Here is a 19,092-nt window from a genome sequence, read left to right as displayed (position 1 = left end):
TTATATCACTTCCTTATACTTATAATAAATTAAAGATGCGTGTCTTAATTTTTTCGCTCGCAGAATCATCTCTACAGATAATTAAACAAGTATCATCACCGCAAATAGTTCCTAAAACTTCTTCCCAATCAATTTGGTCTAAAATTGCACCGATTGATTGAGCATTACCAGGTAATGTTTTTAGAACTAATAAATTGCCTGTTCCATCAATGTTTACAAAAGAATCCATTAAATAGCGACCTAATTTTTCTAAAGGATGATATTTTCGATCATTTGGCAAACTATAGACATATTGTCCTGCAGGAGTCGGTACCTTTATAAGTTGCAACTCTTTAATGTCTCTTGAAACAGTTGCTTGAGTGACGTTCAATTCGTACTCATTTAAACGCTTTACTAATTCATCTTGTGTTTCTATCTTTTCATTTGAAATAATTTCTCGTATTTTTATATGTCTCACTGATTTTTTAGCCATGTATAGCACCTCTGTAAACGAATATTTATACATTTATTTTACCACAAGCATAAGAATTCTACTACTAAAGTTAATTTGAAATATCACTAAATATATCACGTTAATTATGCTATATATCAGTAAAATGTCACTATAAGGTATACAAATATGAATTGTAAAATTTCAGCAAATTATGTAAAGAATCATTAAATTGATGAATAATTATTGAATAATATATTTTCACTCAATAAAAAATCACACTACATATACGTAGCATGATTCTTTGAGCTATTAAGTATTTTATTAACTGAACATTATTTAAAGATGGAAAAAGTTATAAATAATGTTCTAAAGCATCGTATTATGATTCACGATTATTAAATAATTCAATAATACCTTCAAGGTCTTGAGTATTATATGATTCCGGTAATTCATTTAAGCACTGATAAGCGGCATCAGCGTGAAACTTCAACTTCTCTTCTGCACCAGTTTGGCCTAATAAAGATACGTAAGTACTTTTATCATTTTCGATATCACTACCTACTGCTTTTCCTAATTTTGCTTCATCGCCATAGATATCTAGCAAATCATCTTTAATTTGAAACATTAAACCTAAATGTTCACTGTATGTTTCTAACAGATCTGCCACAGATTGTTCTGGTTCAGCAATATCAACTGCAGCCATAACTGCAAATTTAAGTAGCGCACCCGTTTTAGCGTTATGAATTTTTTCAAGTGTATTTAAATCTATTGATGAGCCTTCACTTTGCATATCTAAAGCTTGGCCACCTACCATACCTAAGTGTCCGCTCGCATATGATAAACGTTTAACCAGCTTAATTTTAACAGTATCAGTTAGATCTGAGTCATTGGTAATGATTTCAAAAGCTTTGGTAAGTAGTGCATCTCCAGCAAGTATCGCTTTCCATTCACCAAAAACTTTATGATTTGTAAGTTTACCTCTACGATAATCATCATTGTCTAACGGTGGCAAATCATCGTGAATTAATGAATATGTGTGGACTATTTCTAATCCTAAGGCAGATGATAATCCGGATTTATATTCATTTGATAACATATCTAAAGTTAATAATAATAAGACAGGTCTTATTCGTTTACCGCCTGCTTCTAAAGAATAACGCATACTCTCTTCTATATTAGTGTTGAGTGAAGACTCTGGAACAGTTGTAGATAACTTTTGATTAATTTCTTCTATTAAATTATTCATCTTGTTATTCGCCATCGTTATCAATCGTCTCCTCATTTTCAACATTTTCATCAGTCATGAGCTCATTAACTTTCTTTTCAGCATCTTTCAATGTTTCATCACAAGTTGCAGATAATTTCATACCACGTTGATATAAATTTAAAGATTCTTCTAATGATACATTTTCATTATCAAGTTTTTGAACGATACCTTCGAGTTCTTTCATCATTTCTTCAAAACTTTGTGTATTACTATTACTCATCTTTACACCTTACTTTCTTAACTTGTGCATCAACAACGCCATCTTTCATTGTTAATACAATGTTATCATTTTCAGCTAAGTCATTCGTACTCGTTATTACATCATCATCTTTATTCACAATTGTATAGCCACGTAACATTGTGTTTGTTGGACTTAGATTATTTAAGCTTTCTAGTTTACTAGCAAGTTTATTTTGTTGATTGGTAATAAAATTATTCATGACTTTATTTAAATCTGTACGCTTTTGATTATTTGTTAATTGTTCTCTATTAATATTTTGTTTGAAATTTTTCAAGTTAAACTTATTAGTTAATAGTTGTAATTGTTGCTGTTCATTTTTAATTCTTAAATTCATTGATAGGCTTAACTGCTTTTCTAAATCATCACGTTTTTGAATTTGTTGGTCATATAACAAAGTTGGTGTTTGGAACTTGTAATATGAAGATACATGTTCCAAGTGTTTTCTTTGTTGTTGCATATGTTGTTTAATAAAACGAGTGAGTGAAAGGTTCGTTTGCTTTAAATATTGACGTAATTCATATTGATCGGGTGTTGCCATTACTGCTGCTTGTGTTGGTGTAGCAGCACGTACATCAGCTACGAAGTCACTTAATGTAAAATCAGTTTCATGTCCAACTGCGGATATGATTGGTGTTTCACAAAAATATATTGCTTTTACTACATCTTCTTCGTTAAAGTTCCATAAATCTTCTATAGAACCACCACCACGACCTATGATAATTGTATCAACATTTAATTGATCAGCCTGTTGTATCTTTTCGACGATATCATTTTTAGCTTGTTCACCCTGTACTAAAGTATTAATTTGAACTTGTTCAGCTAGTGGATATCGACTATTTATCGTCGTATGAATATCTCTAATTGCCGCTCCAGTACCTGCAGTTAACACTGCTATTTTTTTGGGGAATTTAGGAATTAACTTTTTATGATTTTGATCAAAAAAACCATCTTTAGTTAATTTCTTTTTCAATTGTTCTAATTTTTGGTATAAATTACCTACCCCATCAATATGCATTTTATTAACATAGATTTGATAATTCCCTCTACGCTCATAAACAGAAACGCGTGCTTCTAGTAATACTTCGTCACCTTCTTTAGGATCAAAATCAATTTTAGAAGCATTGCCTTTAAACATCATTGCACTAATGACACTGTTTTTATCTTTCACATTAAAATAAAGATGACCACTGCTATGCTTTTTAAAGTTAGACAGTTCCCCTTTAATCAATACAGATTGTAAATGGGGATCTTGGTCAAATTTGTATTTAATATATTTAGTTAATGCGGAAACACTTAAATAGTCTGCCATTTTATATCACTCTTTTATTCAATATTGCTCAATACACCATTGATGAATTTATAATGATCATCATCGCTGAATTGTTTCGCTAATTCAACAGCTTCATTTATAATTACTTTTTGTGGCGTTGAACTATGTAACAATTCAAAAGTAGACATTCTTAAAATAATGCGATCTGTTTTCAATAAACGGTCTAGTGTCCAATCTTTTAAATGTGGTCGGATTTTTTCATCTAAAATCGTTTCATGATCTTTTACTCCAGTTACTAACCAGTTGATAAAATCGAATTCTAAGTCTGGGTTTTCATCTGTAATAAAACTAATTGCTTCTTCAATTGTTAATTCGCTATTTTTCATTTCAAGTTGAAAAAGAGTTTGAAAGGCTTGTGTTCTGGATTCTTTTCGACTCATTATAAACTCCTTCAAGCATTGTATTTTTGTAAATCATTTGAGAAACGTAATAACAAATACATTGAAATATTCGTTATTACATATCTACAAAATGTATTTAAAAGTAAATTTGCTTATATAATTTTAATTGGTTGGTTCAATATGTGTAATATGAACATTGATTTGGCTAGGTTCAATTGTGGTCATCGTTGTTACAGAATTAAAAATAGTACTTTGGATTGTTTTCGCTGTTTCTGAAATATTGATACCGTAGGACAATGAACAATAGACATCAATATAGATACCATCTTCTCTTGTATCAACTTTAACACCTTTACTCAGTTGCTTTCTAGTAAACCTTTCAATACTACTATCCTTTAATTCTTTAAAATGACCTTGTATCCCTTTTATTTCAGCTGTTGCAATACTTGCTATAACTGTTAATACCTCAGGTGCAATTTCTATTTTTCCTAAATTGGAATGTGAGGTTTCTGATACTTTGACCATTTCACATACCTCCTATTTAGTTTGATCATCCATGATATTATATTTTTCAAGAAACTTAGTATTAAACTCTCCGCTTCTGAAAATCTCATTATTTAACAAACGAATATGGAATGGAATCGTAGTATCTATACCTAAAACGAGATACTCACTTAACGCGCGTATACCTGTCATAATCGTTTCTTCTCTAGTTGGCTCATGCACAATGAGCTTAGCAACCATAGAATCATAATATGGTGGAATCGTATAATTAGTATAACATGCTGATTCAATTCTTACGCCGAAGCCACCTGGTGCTAAATACTGGGTGATTTGACCTGGTGAAGGCATGAAGTTTTTATATGGATTTTCAGCATTGATACGGAATTCCATCGCATGACCTTCTATTTTGATATCTTTTTGTTTGAATGGCAATTTTTCGCCCATTGCAACTTTCAATTGTAATTTAACTAAATCTACACCTGTAACCATTTCTGTTACTGGGTGCTCAACTTGGATTCGTGTGTTCATTTCCATGAAGTAAAAATCATTAGAATCTAAATCATATATAAATTCAATTGTACCTGCGTTTTCATAATTAACAGCTTTTGCTGCTCTGACTGCAGCATTACCCATTTCTTGACGTTTCTCTTCAGATAAAATTGGAGATGGCACTTCTTCAACAAGTTTTTGCATTCTACGTTGTATTGTACAATCGCGTTCACCTAAATGGACAACGTTACCAAAACTATCACCCATGATTTGAATCTCTATATGTCTGAAATTCTCAATGAATTTTTCAAGATATAGACCACCATTACCGAACGCAGTTTCCGCTTCTTGTTGTGTCATTTTAAAGCCAGTTTCCAATTCTTTTTCATCACGAGCCACACGGATACCTTTACCGCCACCGCCAGCAGTTGCTTTAATAATAACTGGATAACCAATTTTATCGGCAATGCCTTTTGCATCGTCGATATCCTTTACAAGACCTTCGCTGCCTGGGACAACAGGCACTTCCGCGCGTTTCATTTCTTCTTTAGCAACGTCTTTAATACCCATCTTTTGGATAGATTCGTAACTTGGTCCAATGAATTTCAGTTGGCAGGCCTCGCATAGTTCAGCGAAATCACCATTTTCCGCTAAAAATCCGTAGCCAGGGTGTATACCGTCACAACCTGTTGATGTTGCGATAGATAAAATGTTTGGGATATTTAAATAAGAATCTTTAGATTGTGTTGGGCCAACGCAATATGCTTCATCAGCAATTTGAGTATGTAAAGCGTCTTTATCTCCTTCAGAGTATATAGCCACAGTTTGTAATCCTAAATCATGACATGCACGAATGATTCTTACCGCAATCTCTCCTCTATTTGCAATTAATATTTTATTCATTATTTCACCTTGAATAACGGTTGGCCATACTCTACCATTTGACCGTCTTCTACTAGAATTTCAGCAATTTCTCCAGTTACTTCAGCTTGTATTTCATTAAACAATTTCATTGCTTCTAATATACACACTGTTGATTCGTTTGTAACTGAATCTCCAACTTGTACATATGCACTTTCTTCAGGTGATGGTGATTTATAAAATGTCCCTACCATTGGTGCATTAATTGTTTGTAAGTTGTCTTCCACTGCGTTTGTATTTACTTCCTCTGAACTTTGCGTGTTTACAGGAGCTGACATTACACCTTGTTGCGGTGAAACTTGTTGCATTGGTTGTTGTGAAATTTGAGGTGTAATGATTTCAGTTTCTTTTTCTTTTTTTAAATTAACAACGTTGCCTTTATCTTCTATATTGATTTCAGTCAAGCTAGATTGATCAAGAATTTCTATTAATTCTTTAATTTCTTTAAAATTCATAAGTACTGACTCCTTCAGATTGTTTTCATTTACCTAGTTTATTTTACTTTAGTGAAATGTTCAATTCAAGCATATACATGCTTTCAATAATAAAGTGTTTATTCTTTATAAAGTTCTATATAGATATAATTTAATGATAATTCTATTTATTATAACGTTTTTTTAATGGAATGGGGCCATGTTATTGTAATTAATTGATATAAAGTTTAAATTCTTTTGAATAATACTACTATAACAGTCGTTTGTTTATTATAAAATGAAAAAATAAAATAACCTTTCCAACGTTTCGTGAATTGGAAAGGTTATTAATAAATATGGCTAAACTAAAAATAATAAATATGATTATTTTTATAAGTGTTAACCTCTTGAAATATAACTACCATCGCCTGTGTTAATTATAAGTGTGTCGCCTTCATTTACAAATAACGGCACATTTAGTGTATAACCAGTTTCTACTGTAGCTGATTTTGTTGCTCCGTTAGCAGTATCACCTTTTATACCAGGTTCTGTTTCTGTTACTGTAAGTTCAACAGTTTTTGGCAATTCAACGCCAAGTGTTTCACTTTCGTAAGTTTGAATTTGAACTTCCATATTAGCTTTTAAGAAATTCAATTCATTTTCTAAATAATCGGCTGCTAATTCTGTTTGCTCAAAAGTTTGATTATCCATGAAAACATGTGTATCACCATCTGCATATAAATATTGCATGCGGTGATTTTCAATCATAGCAGTTTCGACTTTTTCGCCGCCTCTGAATGTTTTCTCTTGAATAGCACCAGTTCTTAAATTACGTAATTTTGAACGCACAAATGCAGATCCTTTACCTGGTTTTACGTGTTGGAAATCTAATACTTTCCATATACCATTATCTACTGCAATTGTTAAGCCTGTCTTAAAATCATTAACCGAAATCATTCAGTTTCCTCCTCAATTATAAGGTCTTCTATAAAATAATAAGGTTTTTAGCGCATTTAGTAAAGCATTCACAACCATTTTCTGTAATTAAAACGTCATCTTCAATGCGAACGCCACCTAATCCGTCTAAATAAATACCAGGTTCAATTGTAACACAGTTATTTATCTCTAATTTAGCTTCAGATTTTCTAGATAGATTGGGTCCTTCGTGTACATCTAACCCTATCCCATGTCCAAGAGAATGGCCAAACGCTTCACCATATCCTTGTTCAGTAATATAATCCCTAGCGATAGCATCTAAAGCTTTGCCTGTAATACCTTGTTTAGCGGCTTCAATGCCTTTTATATTAGCTTCTAAGACAATATTGTATATTTCTTTGAGTTTAGCATCTGGTTCGCCTATAGCAAACGTACGTGTGATATCAGAAGAATAACCTTTATAATATGCACCGAAATCTAAAGTAATCAGTTCACCTTGATTAATAACTTTTTCACTTGCGACACCGTGTGGCAACGCACCTCTGACTCCTGAGGCAACAATTGTATCAAATGAAGTACCTTCTGAGCCTAGTTCTAACATTTTACTTTCTAATTTAGCTTTTAATTGCTGTTCAGTCATACCTGCTTTTGCAACAGTTAAGATATACTCATACGTCTCATCAACAATTTCAGCAGCTTTTTGAATAAGTTTAATTTCACTATCATCTTTTACTTCTCTGATTTTTTCAATTAAACCAGAAACACTGATTAAGCTAATGTAGGATTTGCTTAATTGTAAGTATATATCATAGCTGACTAAATCACCTTCAAAGCCTACATTCTGGACGTTTAACTTTTCCAATTGTGCTTTCACTTCTTCTATGAGACCGCCTTTTTGTTTAATGATCTCAAATTGAGTAGCTTGGGAAGTTGCTTGCTCTATGTACCTAAAGTCTGTAATCAATAAGTTTTTATCTTTTGTAATAACAAGCGCGCCACTTGTACCTGTAAATCCTGATAAATACCTTCTATTAAAATCGGTTAATACAACAATCGCTTCCAAATGTTTTGTTTCTAAGGCAGAATTCAGTTTTTCTATTCTAGTCATCTGTCTTCCTCCTATTCAATAAATTTGTACATTTTCTTTTTATACATTAAAATGATAGCATAATTATTATGTGAATATATAGTTTTTGAATTAGGAGAGAGTTATGAAGAAAAAAATTGTAGCTATATTAAGTGCTTCATGTTTACTAGTAGGTTGTGGTAGTCAAAATTTAGGCCCTTTGGAAGAAAAGACCACACAACTTCGTGATGAAAATCATAAATTAAAAAGTAATATTCAAGAATTAGAACAAACTATCGACAATGAAAAAACAAACGTTGCTTCACTAAAGAAAGACAAAGAAAACATTAAACAGGCTAAAAATAATAAAAAGAAAGTAACAAATTTAAAAGCATCATCCAAATATTATCAAAATATAGCAAAAGCAATTGATCAATATAATGATATTGAAAGTGATGTAACAAAAAATAAAAATGATAAAAAGATTCTTGGCAAGTTGACTGACATAACGAATAAAATCGATTCTGCGCACTCTACATATGATAATGATATTGATAAAGATAAAATGAGTGATGAAGATAAGAGTAAAAAGAAAAACATCACTAAATTAAATAAGGACCTTAGTTCGGCAATAAATGACATTAGAGATGGTTATAGCGAGAAAGATAAGAAGAAACTTAAAAAAGGACAAAAAGCCCTATCAACCATTAGTATCGATAATAAACAGAGTTAACAACTAAATAGGAGTGTTATAAATTGAAACGAGCAATATTTTATATAATAATCGCAATCGCAGCAATTGGGTTAATCCTCAATTTAGATTCGTTTATATTCAGTTTTGTTAGTATGGCAATTAGTTTTGCTGTATTTGCAGGGATTATATATGCGATATATTACTTCTTCTTTTTAACAGAAGATCAACGAAAGTATAAACGCGCACAAAGAAAATATAAAAGACGCAATAGAAAAAAATAATTTTATTGCGCTATCTTACTCTTAAAACTTTTATTTAAATCTATCTAACTTTATATGTAACAAAAAATGTGAGGATACAGTCATTAAAGACTGTATCCTCACATTTTTTGATTTCGATAATTTTATTTACGATAATTCCATTCGTCAGCTTTATATTTTTCAATAAGTTCATTCACTTCTTCTTGTTGTTTATGCGTTAAGTTTAGTGGTTTAAAATCAATATTCAACCCTTTCTTGAAACCTATTTCAAAAGCCTCTTCCATTTCAGGTATTGTAATATGTCGGTCTGAAATATCATTAATCGCCACTGCTTTTTCTACGAAAGATTGTTTCATTTTATCTTTTAAACGCTCGTTTTTAAAAATGAACATATCGAATAAATCATCAATGTCGACGTCTTGTAACAATGAACCATGTTGTAAAATAACGCCTTTTTGACGTATCTGCGCACTACCCGCTATTTTACGCCCTTCTACAACTAACTCATACCAACTAGGAGCATCAAAACATACAGCACTTCTTGGTTGTTTTAATTTCTCACGTTCTTCTTTTGAACGAGGGATTGAAAAGGATGCTTCAAAGCCTAAAGCTTGAAATCCTTCTAACAAACCTTCAGATATCACTCTGTATGCCTCTGTTACGGTCGAGGGCATCTCCGGATGAGATTCTGGTACAATAACACTATATGTAAGTTCTTTGTCATGTAGCACGCCTCTGCCACCTGTTTGACGTCTGACTAAACCATATCCCTTTTCTTGTACTTTTTCTATATCTATTTCTTTAGTCAGTCTTTGGAAATAACCAACAGATAATGTTGCTGGATTCCACGTGTAAAATCTAATAACTGGATCAATTTCTCCCCTAGAAACAAAATTAAGCAGCGCTTCGTCCATTGCCATATTGAAATATGGATCGTTACTTCCTGTATTTATAAAATTCCAAGATTCAGTCACACTAAAAACCCCAATCAATAAATTAAATTGTTTTAATATTCATTTTATGTTATCGTTTGCACTAATTGTCTAAGTTTGTCAGCATTATCCAATAAATTAAATAAAAAATTTTGATAAATTGTGCTAACAGTCTTATAATATATAATATCGGTTAATTAGGGAGGATGCAAGATGAGTAATTTTTGGTTTATAGCGTTAGCAGCATTAATAATAATCATCGCTTACATGCTAATCAATTATCTTCTTAACAAGAGAGCAGTCACAGAATTAAGCCAAAATGAATTTCATAATGGTCTGCGCAAAGCTCAAGTTATTGATGTAAGAGAAAAAGTGGATTATGATTACGGACACATAAACGGTGCACGTAACATTCCAATTACAACGTTTAAGCAAAGATATCAGGGATTGAGAACAGATCAACCTATATATCTATGTGATGCAAACGGCATTGCGGGTTATCGTGCTGCTAGAACATTAAAGAAGAATGGTTATAAAGATATCTACATGTTAAAAGGTGGATATAAAAAGTGGACTGGTAAGATTAAGTCAAAAAAATAAATGTATAAATAAGTATTGTGTTTATAAAACTTGATTTACATTAGCTTAACTCTACATACTCATTTTTATAGCGGATTATTGACCTTAATGGGTGAATAATTCGCTATTTTTTATATCTACAAATGTATCCAAATATTTAGTCACGGTTTCCTTACTGGATTTATTGCTTTTTAAAATGACTATGGTTATTTGATATAAGATACGTTGACATAATGAAACAATTTTGATTAATCATAAGAATTTAATATAAAAAAGTACTACTCCGATTATAATTTCAACGGAGTAGTACTTTTGTTATGAGAATGAGTATTCATTATTCAAATGTTTTATTCTTTTTCTGAACGTAGATTTTCAAATTTCAATACTGGATGACGTGCAGCTTTCGTTTCATCCAATCTATCTATAATTGTAGTATGAGGTGCTTCCAATACTTTGTCTGGATCTTCTTTAGCTTCATTAGCTATTTCAATCATTTTATCACAGAAATAATCTAAAGTTTCTTTTGACTCAGTTTCTGTCGGTTCAATCATCATACCTTCATCCACGTTAAGTGGGAAATAAATTGTAGGTGGATGAACACCAAAGTCTAGCAAACGTTTAGCCATATCTAATGTACGCACACCGTGTTCTTTTTGTTTAGAACCACTTAGCACAAATTCGTGTTTACAATATTGTTCATATGGTATTTCAAAGTGGTCTTTTAATCGAGCCTTAATATAGTTAGCATTTAACACAGCAGCTTCTGAAACTTCTTCAAGACCTTTATTACCCATTGTACGAATGTAAGTATATGCTCTTAAATAAATTCCAAAGTTACCGTAGAACGGTTTAACGCGACCGATTGAATTTTCAATATCATTATCATATTTATATTCGTTATCTTCTTTAATAACCATAGGTTTTGGTAAGAAACTAGCAAGTTCTTTCTTAACACCTACTGGACCTGAACCTGGTCCACCGCCACCGTGAGGACCTGTGAATGTTTTGTGTAAGTTTAAGTGTACAGCGTCAAATCCCATATCACCTGGTCTTACTTTATCCATAATTGCATTTAAATTTGCACCATCGTAGTATAATAGGCCGCCTGCTTCATGAACGATATTTCTGATGTCCATAATATTCTTTTCAAAAATCCCTAAAGTATTAGGATTAGTTAGCATAATTGCTGCCGTTTTTTCATTAACTAAACGTTTCAAATCATCAATATCAACTTCACCGCGCTCATTTGATTTAACAGTAACTGCTTTGAATCCTGCAAATGCAGCTGAAGCTGGATTGGTACCATGAGCCGAATCAGGAACAATAACTTCGTCACGGTGACCTTCGCCATTTTTTTGATGATAGGCTTTGAAAATCATTAGTGCAGTCCATTCACCATGTGCACCGGCGGCTGGTTGTAATGTAACTTCATCCATACCTGTAATTTCTTTTAACTCTTCTTGCAAGCTATGAATAATTTCTAATGAGCCTTGTACTTGTGATTCATCTTGTAATGGATGTGATTCTGCAAATCCTGGTATTCTTGCAATTTTCTCATTAATTTTAGGGTTATATTTCATCGTACATGAACCTAATGGATAAAATCCTGAATCAACGCCAAAGTTTTTGTTTGAGAGTTCGGTATAATGGCGAACCAAATCTAATTCTGCAACTTCTGGTAATTCTGCTTTGTTTTTTCTGATGAATTTATCATCTAGTAATTTATCTACATCACCATTATCAATTTCTTTCTGAGGTAACGAGTATGCATAACGATCCTTTTTAGAACGTTCAAAAATTAGTGGACTAGATTTACTTACTACCATTTAATTCACCCGCTTTCTTAACAAATGTGTCTATTTCATCTTTCATTCTTAATTCTGTTACCGCAATTAACATATGATTATTAAAGTCTTCAGAAGCTTCACTTAAATCAAATCCTCCAATAATTCCTTCTTCAATTAAAGCATCATTAACTTCTTTAACTGGTTTGTCGAATTTAACTACAAACTCATTAAAAGATGTGCCATTAGCAACTTCAAAACCAGCTTGTTTGAATTGATCTTTTGCATAGTTAGCATTTTCAAAGTTTCGTACCGCGATATCATAAATACCTTGTTTACCTAAAGCTGACATACAAATTGAGGAAGCCAAAGCATTTAATGCTTGGTTTGAACATATATTTGATGTCGCTTTATCACGACGAATATGTTGTTCACGTGCTTGTAAAGTTAATACAAAACCACGATTGCCATCTCCATCTTCGGTTTGTCCTACCAAACGGCCAGGTATTTTTCTCATTAATTTTTTAGTTGTTGCGAAGAACCCACAATGAGGCCCACCAAATTGGGAAGGTATACCAAATGGTTGTGTATCTCCGACAACTATGTCTGCTCCGAAACTACCTGGAGGTGTTAATAAACCTAATGCAAGTGGGTTTGCGTATACAATCATTAAAGCCTTTTTGTCTTCAATAAATGAATTGATTTTTTCTAAATCTTCAACAGAACCATAGAAGTTTGGATATTGTACAGCAACAGCTGCTGTATCATCATCAACCGCTGCTTCAAGCTTTTCTAAATCTGTAATCGTGCCATCTAAATCAACTTCAACGATTTCAAATTCTTCACGTGTTTTAACATAAGTTCTTAATACCTGTAAAGCTTGATAATGTAGTCCCTTTGATACAACAACTTTGTTTTTACGTGTTTGGTTGAAAGCTAAAATACATGCTTCTGCAAAACTTGTAATACCATCATACATTGACGAGTTTGCTATATCCATATCAGTTAATTCACAAATTAACGTTTGAAATTCGAAAATCGCTTGTAATTCACCTTGAGAAATTTCTGGTTGATAAGGTGTATAAGCAGTATAAAATTCTGAACGTGAAATCATTGAATCAACAACAGCTGGAGCATAGTGATCATATACCCCTGCACCTAAAAATGATGAATGCGTTTCTTTGGTGATATTTTTGTTTGCGATTCTGCTCAATCGCTTACTTAATGTTGTTTCTGATTCAGCATCAGGTATAGCTAATTCTCTTCCCAGTAAAATATCTTTTGGAACGTCTCCAAAAAGTTCTTTAATAGAATTAGCTCCAATAGTATCTAACATTTCCTTTTTATCTTGCTCTGTTAATGGAATATAACGATGACTCATAGTAACACCCCTTTGGATTATTTAGTAATTTGGTTTTTCTTAACAATTTTAGCCTTAAGTTGTCTTTTTCTAACTTGTACAATCACTTCTTTACCCATTTCAAAAGCATCGCGATTGATTAAAGCTAACCCAATTGATTTACCACTCAATGGCGACTGTGTACCAGAAGTGATTTCACCAATTTCATGGCCATCTAAATCATAGACTGTGTAACCAGTTCTTGGAATACCTTTGTCTATCATTTCTAAACCAACAGTTCTGCGTTTAGAACCATTTTCTTTTTGATCTTTTAGTACACTTTTACCAATAAAGTCAGCTTCAATCAATGGTTTTGCAGCAAATGCGATACCAGCTTCATATGGAGTTATAGACTCTGTTAAGTCTTGACCATGTAGCGGCAGTCCAGCTTCAAGTCTTAATGTATCTCTTGCACCTAGTCCACAAGGTTGTACATCGAATTCAAGAATTTTTTCCCACAAGTCAGGTGTATCTTCTGCATTACAATAAATTTCGAAGCCATCTTCACCTGTATAACCTGACTGTGAAAGAATTACATTCTTTCCAAAGAATTCAACGTTTTGTTTAAAATCAAAAGGTTTCATTTCTGTGACGTCAACGTTAACATGTTGTTTAACCAAATCACGTGCTTTTGGGCCTTGAATTGCTAATTGACCATAGTCATTTGATGCATTAATTACTTCTGCATCAAAATTTATAGCATTTTCTTTCATCCATTCAAAATCTTTATCTGTATTTCCAGCATTTACTACTAATAGATAAACTTTTTCATCTAATTTATAAGTAATTAAATCATCAATAATCCCACCATTTTCATTACATAGCGCGGTATATTGAGCTTTAGTAGTAGTTAAGTTTTCAATATCATTTGAAAGAAGATATTGTACTAATTTATCTGCTTCAGAACCTTTAATAATAATTTCTCCCATATGACTTACATCAAACAAGCCAATTTCAGTTCTTACTGCATTATGTTCTTCTTTTATACTTGAAAACTGAACTGGCATTGCCCAGCCACCAAATTCCACAATTTTAGCCCCGCTATCAACAAAATTTTGGTAAAGCGGTGTATGTTTAAGTTCGTTAGACATGAAGAAACCTCCTAAAAATTTTATAAAAAAAACAGAGTAGACTAATCTACCCTGTTTATGACACTCCAGGAATGCGTCACAGTATTATCCTTTTGCCTGAGAGTTTCGTTAAACTTGCACCTTCGGCGATGGTCTAATGTTATAAATAATATAACCTGCCATTCTCTCTAATACTGGTCATTCGCATGTTAACTCTTTCTTGATTTCTTTGTGTAAATCTGAAAGAGAATTACTACTATTCACTTTTATGAATGCGATTTCATTATATCTTGAAACCCTAGATGAATACAAGCTTTTTAAATCAAAAAGTGATTTATTATTAGCATTTGGTCTATTGCTATAATTCTTGATTCTATTGTAAACAATTGTCAAATCACAATCTAACCAAATAATTTTGGTTTGTTGTTTTAAAAAGTCAAATGACTTATCACTTTCTATAATGCCACCACCAGTAGAAATGATATCAAAACGATCCATACACTGTTTTAAATACTTATATTCTAGTGCTCGAAAACCACTTTCACCTAGTTGGTTAAAAATATTAGGAATTGTTTTGTTCTCTTGTTGAACGATATAGGCATCTAAATCGACATAAGTGAGGTGTTCAGCTTTAGCAAGATATTTACCTAAAGTTGTTTTGCCAGTACCCATAAATCCTATAAGGATTATTGGCTCTAAATTGTTATTTTTCAAAAATATCTTCCTTTTTTATAAATAAGTTAATTTGCTTTTCATAATAAGCTTCAATATTATCTAACGTTTTTAGCTGAACGCTAAATTGGAACGTGTAGTTTGTTATTAAAGATAAATATAGCATAAATATGACCATCACAAAAGGATATATATAGCCCGATATATTAAAAAAGTATTTGTTTTTCAAATGTCTTATCCTTATCAAATATTTTCAAGTTAACAAGTAAAGATTTATTTTTTAGTATTCGAAATTTTATCGCCTTTACGTTATTAAGTATTGTGATATTTCCCTTTCCATTAATAGACTTAATAATTTTATTATTTTTAAAGTTATAAGATATAAGTTTATTTTCCTCTTTAATCAAAAGTTGAGTCTCTTTTGATTTATCTATGATTATATTTGCCTTTTTATTCATTAAGTCTTGAGTTAAATCTCTCGCAAAAAATTCACTTTCTATATTTAGATGATCATTTGCTAGAAAACCCAAGGCTGTAGTCGATTTAAATATTCCAGGAATTATAGTTAGTAACAATACAGTTATCATTAATGCAAAAAGCATCTCGATATAAGTGAAAGCACTAATCTTTTTTATAATAGCAAATTTCATTTTTTGTTTCCTTTTTTATTATACAAATTTTATTCGCTTTGAGAGTTAAACTATAGCCATCCAAAATCAAACCTTTTTCAATTCAGATTTACTGTAGTTATGCATTGAAAGAAGTAGGATTCTTTTCATTTCTATTTCTGACAGTTTTTCTTTTGTAGATTGATTTAATTGTAATAACATTGGTAAAAACAATACACAGACCGTAGTGATAATTGAGAAAGAAATAATAGCATCTAAAAATAAAGAAGCAGTGACATTATATTTTTTCAAATCTCATCCTTCCTTTTTCAATATGGAAAACAATTTTATATAAACGGTTATTTCTTGATAGGTAAAGTGTTCCAAATTTATTAGTATCACCATTTTTATCAAAGGTTAAATAATTCACATTTGTTCTAGGATGAATATAAGTATTATGAGTTAACTTTACAGGAGGATTTTCATGTTGGGGTTCTCTAACAATAATTTTTGATGAAAAAGTGTTGAATATTAAAGTAATTGGTTTATTATCTTTAATTGCTTTCGATTTTAAATAGTTAAATTGCATAATAAGATTCGTCATAGAATGATTATTTGATTGGAATGAGGAATCATTTAAAGAGATGTGTCTTACTTGCAAAAATAATAACAAACTTGCTATACCTAAAACCAATAGCATTTCTATATAAGTAAATGCCTTACTAGTTAGCAACTGCTTCACCATTATTTATTGAAATCGTGGAACCAGTTTTACAATGCTTTTGACTTTCATTAATATATCCTTCTGATACAAGATCATCAATTGATGTTGGCTTTTTATTGTATTTTAATGAATAAGCTTCAATTTGGCTGTCTACCATTTTTAGTTGAGCTTCACAACCAGTAGCTTGTATATGTGATGACTGTTTTGCAATGTTAGGCAGGATTAAGATAAGCAATAAACTTATGATTAATAAAACAAGCAACATTTCAATAAGTGTAAACGCTTCTTTATTAAACTGTTTTTTTAAGGTTTTTCAAAAAGTGTATATACCCCTTTCCTTTTCATTTTATTGTTTGCATTAAATCAAACATTGGTAACATAATAACGAGATATAAAGATACGATGAGAAAAGCTAATAATGTGAATATACAAGGTTGAATGAATTTTATGAGTTGTTGCAAATAACGTTCTATTTGTGCAATGACTATCTCGCTATATAATTTTAATTCTATTTCAACTCTACCTTTTTTCTCACCTTCTTCTATAAATTCTGTTAATCCTTTTTCAAAACAAGCGATGCTAGTTAAAATTTCACTGAGTGTTAATCCATTTTGTGTTCCGCGTGTTATTTGATCAGCTAAAAATTTTAAATATTTATCATTCTGTTGTTGAGCATAAATCCCCACTATTTTTTGTAAGTTCACACCATTTTTATAAAACAATGAGAATTCAGAGGCAATTCGATACGTTTTATAAAGTTTGAAAAATTTACGTATGATAGGTACTACTAAAACAAACTTATGTTTATGCTGTATTGATAAAGTATTGTAATAAAGGATAAAGGCTATTGAAGTAATAAATAGAAATATAATGAGGTAAGTAATGAAGGTAGGAAAATAAATAATAAATGTCGATAAAAATAGTTGTAAAGTCGATATTTGGACATCCATATTGTTATATAAATTTTGAAATTCTGGAATAATAGTGTGATTTAGAACGATTAACATTGTTATAAAGATTGTTAATAATAGTAAAGGATATTGAAGTGTTTTAAATAACGCTTTTTTAGCATTATAATTTCTCGATAAATAATCATGTGCATGCGCTAAACTCATAGGTAAATCACTAAATAGCTCTGAGAAATAAATAAGCATCACAACTGGTTGCGGGTATTTTAATATGTGAAGTATTTGATGGCAGTTTGCACCATTTTTTAATTCTTCTTCAATTAATGCGGTTACTCTAGGTGAGTTAACTTTAATATGTTTTAATAAAAAGCTAAAGGCTTCAGAAAGTGTGAATCCATGTTCTAGTAAATCTTTTAATCTTATTAAAAGTTCTATTTGATTTTTCTCGGTTATTATCTTATATTTAGGTGTTTTAAATATAGCGATCAACTGTTTCTTCACATATCACACCTTCTTTAGACATTTGGTTTAAATGAAAGGATAAATTATGAAAATGCTTCGGTAATGTGTAATCATTATTAAAAAAATAACTTATATCATGTTGTAGTAACTGTTCATAAATCAATTTTCTTTCACTGTTATACGTTGTAATCAATCTTTGGTTTAATACACTCAAAATAGATTGATTAATTTCTTGTTTGGTTATGCCCATTTCTAATAATCTTAATAACGCGCCCTTACAATTGTTAGCATGTATTGTAGTAAGTACCAAATGGCCACTTAAACTTGCTTGTATTACATATTTTGCTATTGTAGCATCTCTAACTTCACCAATAAGTATGATGTCTGGATCACACCTTAGTATCGCTTTAAAAGAACTCTCATAATTAATACCTGCTTTTTCATTGATAGAAACTTGAGTAATACCCTCAACTAACTGTTCTACGGGATCTTCCACTGTTATGATATTTAAGCCTAACTTTTCTTTTGCATACATAACCATATGATACATTAACGTGCTTTTACCAGATCCAGTTGGACCACTAAACAATATTAAACCTTGCTTTTTATTCATTAATGTATACAATTTTTCAATATTATGGGAGATACTTTGCTTTTGAAAGTATTGAGGAATGATTCTAACGACACAACTTTCATTACCGAGAGACAATGGTAACGTTGAGATTCTTAAATAAAATATTTGTTTTAGTTTATATATGTATCTTCCACTTTGTGCCGAATTATGTTTTGATACATCTAATCCAGCTTGATATTTCATATAAGTAAGCAGTTTTCTATAAACATGTATCTGAATCGACTCAATAAAAGTTAGATCATCCTGAATTCTAAATTTGATATGCACTTCCTTTTCAGAAGGTATAAAGTGTATATCAGTAGTATTGCTCTGAATTGCTTTCTCAAGTATGTTATTAAATAATAACTTCAAAAAATCACCTCCTACTTATAAACACGTAGGAGGTGATAGAATTACTTTACTTATTTTATTTTTCAATCTTTTTT

The 19,092-nt window shown here is 31.2% G+C and carries 22 protein-coding genes, 1 pseudogene and 1 riboswitch; of the genes and pseudogenes, 3 read left to right on the top strand and 20 right to left on the bottom strand.

The genetic code is table 11. The features are described from left to right. Positions 1-19: 19 nt before the first annotated feature. The 10 genes from ahrC to ACP3TL_RS04110 all read right to left on the bottom strand — a co-directional run bounded on the left by ahrC (position 20) and on the right by ACP3TL_RS04110 (position 7,983). Entirely contained in the window at positions 20-472 is a 453-nt protein-coding gene (gene ahrC / locus ACP3TL_RS04155) for a transcriptional regulator AhrC/ArgR (protein WP_002507526.1), read from the bottom strand. A 340-nt stretch (positions 473-812) separates the two neighbouring features. Beyond that, positions 813-1,694 carry a polyprenyl synthetase family protein gene (locus tag ACP3TL_RS04150; RefSeq protein ID WP_046465407.1) on the bottom strand — a complete coding sequence of 294 codons (882 nt, stop codon included), beginning with the start codon at positions 1,692-1,694 and terminating at the stop codon, positions 813-815. Beyond that, positions 1,684-1,920 (bottom strand): exodeoxyribonuclease VII small subunit, encoded by a 237-nt coding sequence (locus ACP3TL_RS04145; RefSeq protein ID WP_046465408.1) that lies wholly within the window; start codon positions 1,918-1,920, stop codon positions 1,684-1,686. The genes ACP3TL_RS04150 and ACP3TL_RS04145 overlap by 11 nt, the downstream gene beginning before the upstream one ends. Next, positions 1,913-3,250, bottom strand: coding sequence for an exodeoxyribonuclease VII large subunit (gene xseA / locus ACP3TL_RS04140; RefSeq protein ID WP_046465409.1), 1,338 nt, complete (start codon positions 3,248-3,250; stop codon positions 1,913-1,915). Before xseA ends, ACP3TL_RS04145 begins: the two co-directional genes overlap by 8 nt. Before the next feature lie 14 nt (positions 3,251-3,264). Next, positions 3,265-3,651 carry a transcription antitermination factor NusB gene (nusB, locus tag ACP3TL_RS04135; protein WP_046465410.1) on the bottom strand — a complete coding sequence of 129 codons (387 nt, stop codon included), beginning with the start codon at positions 3,649-3,651 and terminating at the stop codon, positions 3,265-3,267. 123 nt (positions 3,652-3,774) lie between these two features. Beyond that, positions 3,775-4,137 (bottom strand): Asp23/Gls24 family envelope stress response protein, encoded by a 363-nt coding sequence (locus ACP3TL_RS04130; protein WP_046465411.1) that lies wholly within the window; start codon positions 4,135-4,137, stop codon positions 3,775-3,777. Positions 4,138-4,149: 12 nt separating this feature from the next. Next, on the bottom strand, positions 4,150-5,508 hold the full coding sequence (accC, locus tag ACP3TL_RS04125) for an acetyl-CoA carboxylase biotin carboxylase subunit (RefSeq protein ID WP_046465412.1): 1,359 nt from the start codon (positions 5,506-5,508) through the stop codon (positions 4,150-4,152). Then, positions 5,508-5,981: an acetyl-CoA carboxylase biotin carboxyl carrier protein gene (accB, locus tag ACP3TL_RS04120; protein WP_046465413.1), complete on the bottom strand. Its 474-nt coding sequence runs from the start codon at positions 5,979-5,981 to the stop codon at positions 5,508-5,510. Before accB ends, accC begins: the two co-directional genes overlap by 1 nt. Positions 5,982-6,338: 357 nt before the next feature. Next, the gene (gene efp, locus ACP3TL_RS04115) at positions 6,339-6,896 is read right to left on the bottom strand and encodes an elongation factor P (RefSeq protein WP_002507518.1); all 558 of its coding nucleotides are present in this window, start codon (positions 6,894-6,896) and stop codon (positions 6,339-6,341) included. Between the two features lie 28 nt (positions 6,897-6,924). Further along, positions 6,925-7,983 (bottom strand): M24 family metallopeptidase, encoded by a 1,059-nt coding sequence (locus ACP3TL_RS04110; protein ID WP_046465414.1) that lies wholly within the window; start codon positions 7,981-7,983, stop codon positions 6,925-6,927. Positions 7,984-8,086: 103 nt separating this feature from the next. Here ACP3TL_RS04110 and ACP3TL_RS04105 point away from each other — a divergent pair, with 103 nt between their 5' ends. Then, positions 8,087-8,674 carry a lipoprotein gene (locus ACP3TL_RS04105; protein ID WP_046465415.1) on the top strand — a complete coding sequence of 196 codons (588 nt, stop codon included), beginning with the start codon at positions 8,087-8,089 and terminating at the stop codon, positions 8,672-8,674. Between the two features lie 23 nt (positions 8,675-8,697). Further along, complete coding sequence (locus ACP3TL_RS04100; RefSeq protein WP_046465416.1) at positions 8,698-8,916, top strand: SA1362 family protein; 219 nt, start codon at positions 8,698-8,700, stop codon at positions 8,914-8,916. Between the two features lie 122 nt (positions 8,917-9,038). Here ACP3TL_RS04100 and ACP3TL_RS04095 read toward each other — a convergent pair whose 3' ends face one another. Continuing rightward, positions 9,039-9,869 carry a lipoate--protein ligase family protein gene (locus tag ACP3TL_RS04095; RefSeq protein ID WP_046465417.1) on the bottom strand — a complete coding sequence of 277 codons (831 nt, stop codon included), beginning with the start codon at positions 9,867-9,869 and terminating at the stop codon, positions 9,039-9,041. A 171-nt stretch (positions 9,870-10,040) separates the two neighbouring features. On the opposite strand from ACP3TL_RS04095, the gene ACP3TL_RS04090 reads away from it, so the two are divergent. Continuing rightward, positions 10,041-10,427, top strand: a complete 387-nt coding sequence (locus ACP3TL_RS04090; RefSeq protein ID WP_046465418.1) for a rhodanese-like domain-containing protein — start codon at positions 10,041-10,043, stop codon at positions 10,425-10,427. Between the two features lie 326 nt (positions 10,428-10,753). Here the strand turns inward: ACP3TL_RS04090 and gcvPB are convergent, their stop codons facing one another. The 9 genes and pseudogenes from gcvPB to comGA all read right to left on the bottom strand — a co-directional run bounded on the left by gcvPB (position 10,754) and on the right by comGA (position 19,018). Beyond that, positions 10,754-12,232 (bottom strand): aminomethyl-transferring glycine dehydrogenase subunit GcvPB, encoded by a 1,479-nt coding sequence (gcvPB, locus tag ACP3TL_RS04085; protein WP_285325679.1) that lies wholly within the window; start codon positions 12,230-12,232, stop codon positions 10,754-10,756. Then, positions 12,219-13,571, bottom strand: a complete 1,353-nt coding sequence (gene gcvPA, locus ACP3TL_RS04080) for an aminomethyl-transferring glycine dehydrogenase subunit GcvPA (RefSeq protein ID WP_046465419.1) — start codon at positions 13,569-13,571, stop codon at positions 12,219-12,221. Before gcvPA ends, gcvPB begins: the two co-directional genes overlap by 14 nt. Before the next feature lie 17 nt (positions 13,572-13,588). Beyond that, the gene (gcvT, locus tag ACP3TL_RS04075) at positions 13,589-14,680 is read right to left on the bottom strand and encodes a glycine cleavage system aminomethyltransferase GcvT (protein WP_046465420.1); all 1,092 of its coding nucleotides are present in this window, start codon (positions 14,678-14,680) and stop codon (positions 13,589-13,591) included. 74 nt (positions 14,681-14,754) lie between these two features. Then, positions 14,755-14,861, bottom strand: a riboswitch (glycine riboswitch). Then, the gene (locus ACP3TL_RS04070) at positions 14,858-15,373 is read right to left on the bottom strand and encodes a shikimate kinase (RefSeq protein WP_285325680.1); all 516 of its coding nucleotides are present in this window, start codon (positions 15,371-15,373) and stop codon (positions 14,858-14,860) included. It overlaps the preceding riboswitch by 4 nt. Positions 15,374-15,537: 164 nt before the next feature. Then, on the bottom strand, positions 15,538-15,981 hold the full coding sequence (gene comGF, locus ACP3TL_RS04065) for a competence type IV pilus minor pilin ComGF (RefSeq protein ID WP_069815522.1): 444 nt from the start codon (positions 15,979-15,981) through the stop codon (positions 15,538-15,540). A 256-nt stretch (positions 15,982-16,237) separates the two neighbouring features. Further along, positions 16,238-16,684 carry a competence type IV pilus minor pilin ComGD gene (gene comGD, locus ACP3TL_RS04060; protein ID WP_046465425.1) on the bottom strand — a complete coding sequence of 149 codons (447 nt, stop codon included), beginning with the start codon at positions 16,682-16,684 and terminating at the stop codon, positions 16,238-16,240. Continuing rightward, positions 16,662-16,976: pseudogene (comGC, locus tag ACP3TL_RS04055) on the bottom strand (competence type IV pilus major pilin ComGC); the annotation flags it as partial. The pseudogene comGC and the gene comGD, both read right to left, overlap by 23 nt. Before the next feature lie 28 nt (positions 16,977-17,004). Continuing rightward, positions 17,005-18,072, bottom strand: coding sequence for a competence type IV pilus assembly protein ComGB (comGB, locus tag ACP3TL_RS04050; protein WP_046465426.1), 1,068 nt, complete (start codon positions 18,070-18,072; stop codon positions 17,005-17,007). Continuing rightward, the gene (comGA, locus tag ACP3TL_RS04045) at positions 18,044-19,018 is read right to left on the bottom strand and encodes a competence type IV pilus ATPase ComGA (RefSeq protein ID WP_046465427.1); all 975 of its coding nucleotides are present in this window, start codon (positions 19,016-19,018) and stop codon (positions 18,044-18,046) included. The genes comGB and comGA overlap by 29 nt, the downstream gene beginning before the upstream one ends. Between the last annotated feature and the right edge of the window lie 74 nt (positions 19,019-19,092).

Origin of the sequence: Staphylococcus caseorum (assembly GCF_049943195.1) — a bacterium.
GTDB lineage: Bacteria > Bacillota > Bacilli > Staphylococcales > Staphylococcaceae > Staphylococcus > Staphylococcus equorum_A.
This window is presented reverse-complemented; position numbering and strand designations above follow the sequence as displayed.

Bases quoted from the DNA above. Each gene is read 5' to 3' on its own strand.
- ACP3TL_RS04145 (WP_046465408.1), bottom strand. From the start codon at position 1,920: ATGAGTAATAGTAATACACAAAGTTTTGAAGAAATGATGAAAGAACTC.
- gcvPA (WP_046465419.1), bottom strand. From the start codon at position 13,571: ATGAGTCATCGTTATATTCCATTAACAGAGCAAGATAAAAAGGAAATG.
- accC (WP_046465412.1), bottom strand. From the start codon at position 5,508: ATGAATAAAATATTAATTGCAAATAGAGGAGAGATTGCGGTAAGAATC.
- xseA (WP_046465409.1), bottom strand. From the start codon at position 3,250: ATGGCAGACTATTTAAGTGTTTCCGCATTAACTAAATATATTAAATAC.
- gcvPB (WP_285325679.1), bottom strand. From the start codon at position 12,232: ATGGTAGTAAGTAAATCTAGTCCACTAATTTTTGAACGTTCTAAAAAG.
- comGF (WP_069815522.1), bottom strand. From the start codon at position 15,981: ATGAAATTTGCTATTATAAAAAAGATTAGTGCTTTCACTTATATCGAG.
- comGD (WP_046465425.1), bottom strand. From the start codon at position 16,684: ATGGTGAAGCAGTTGCTAACTAGTAAGGCATTTACTTATATAGAAATG.
- gcvT (WP_046465420.1), bottom strand. From the start codon at position 14,680: ATGTCTAACGAACTTAAACATACACCGCTTTACCAAAATTTTGTTGAT.
- ACP3TL_RS04090 (WP_046465418.1), top strand. From the start codon at position 10,041: ATGAGTAATTTTTGGTTTATAGCGTTAGCAGCATTAATAATAATCATC.
- nusB (WP_046465410.1), bottom strand. From the start codon at position 3,651: ATGAGTCGAAAAGAATCCAGAACACAAGCCTTTCAAACTCTTTTTCAA.
- efp (WP_002507518.1), bottom strand. From the start codon at position 6,896: ATGATTTCGGTTAATGATTTTAAGACAGGCTTAACAATTGCAGTAGAT.
- accB (WP_046465413.1), bottom strand. From the start codon at position 5,981: ATGAATTTTAAAGAAATTAAAGAATTAATAGAAATTCTTGATCAATCT.
- ACP3TL_RS04110 (WP_046465414.1), bottom strand. From the start codon at position 7,983: ATGACTAGAATAGAAAAACTGAATTCTGCCTTAGAAACAAAACATTTG.
- ACP3TL_RS04105 (WP_046465415.1), top strand. From the start codon at position 8,087: ATGAAGAAAAAAATTGTAGCTATATTAAGTGCTTCATGTTTACTAGTA.
- ahrC (WP_002507526.1), bottom strand. From the start codon at position 472: ATGGCTAAAAAATCAGTGAGACATATAAAAATACGAGAAATTATTTCA.
- ACP3TL_RS04130 (WP_046465411.1), bottom strand. From the start codon at position 4,137: ATGGTCAAAGTATCAGAAACCTCACATTCCAATTTAGGAAAAATAGAA.
- ACP3TL_RS04150 (WP_046465407.1), bottom strand. From the start codon at position 1,694: ATGGCGAATAACAAGATGAATAATTTAATAGAAGAAATTAATCAAAAG.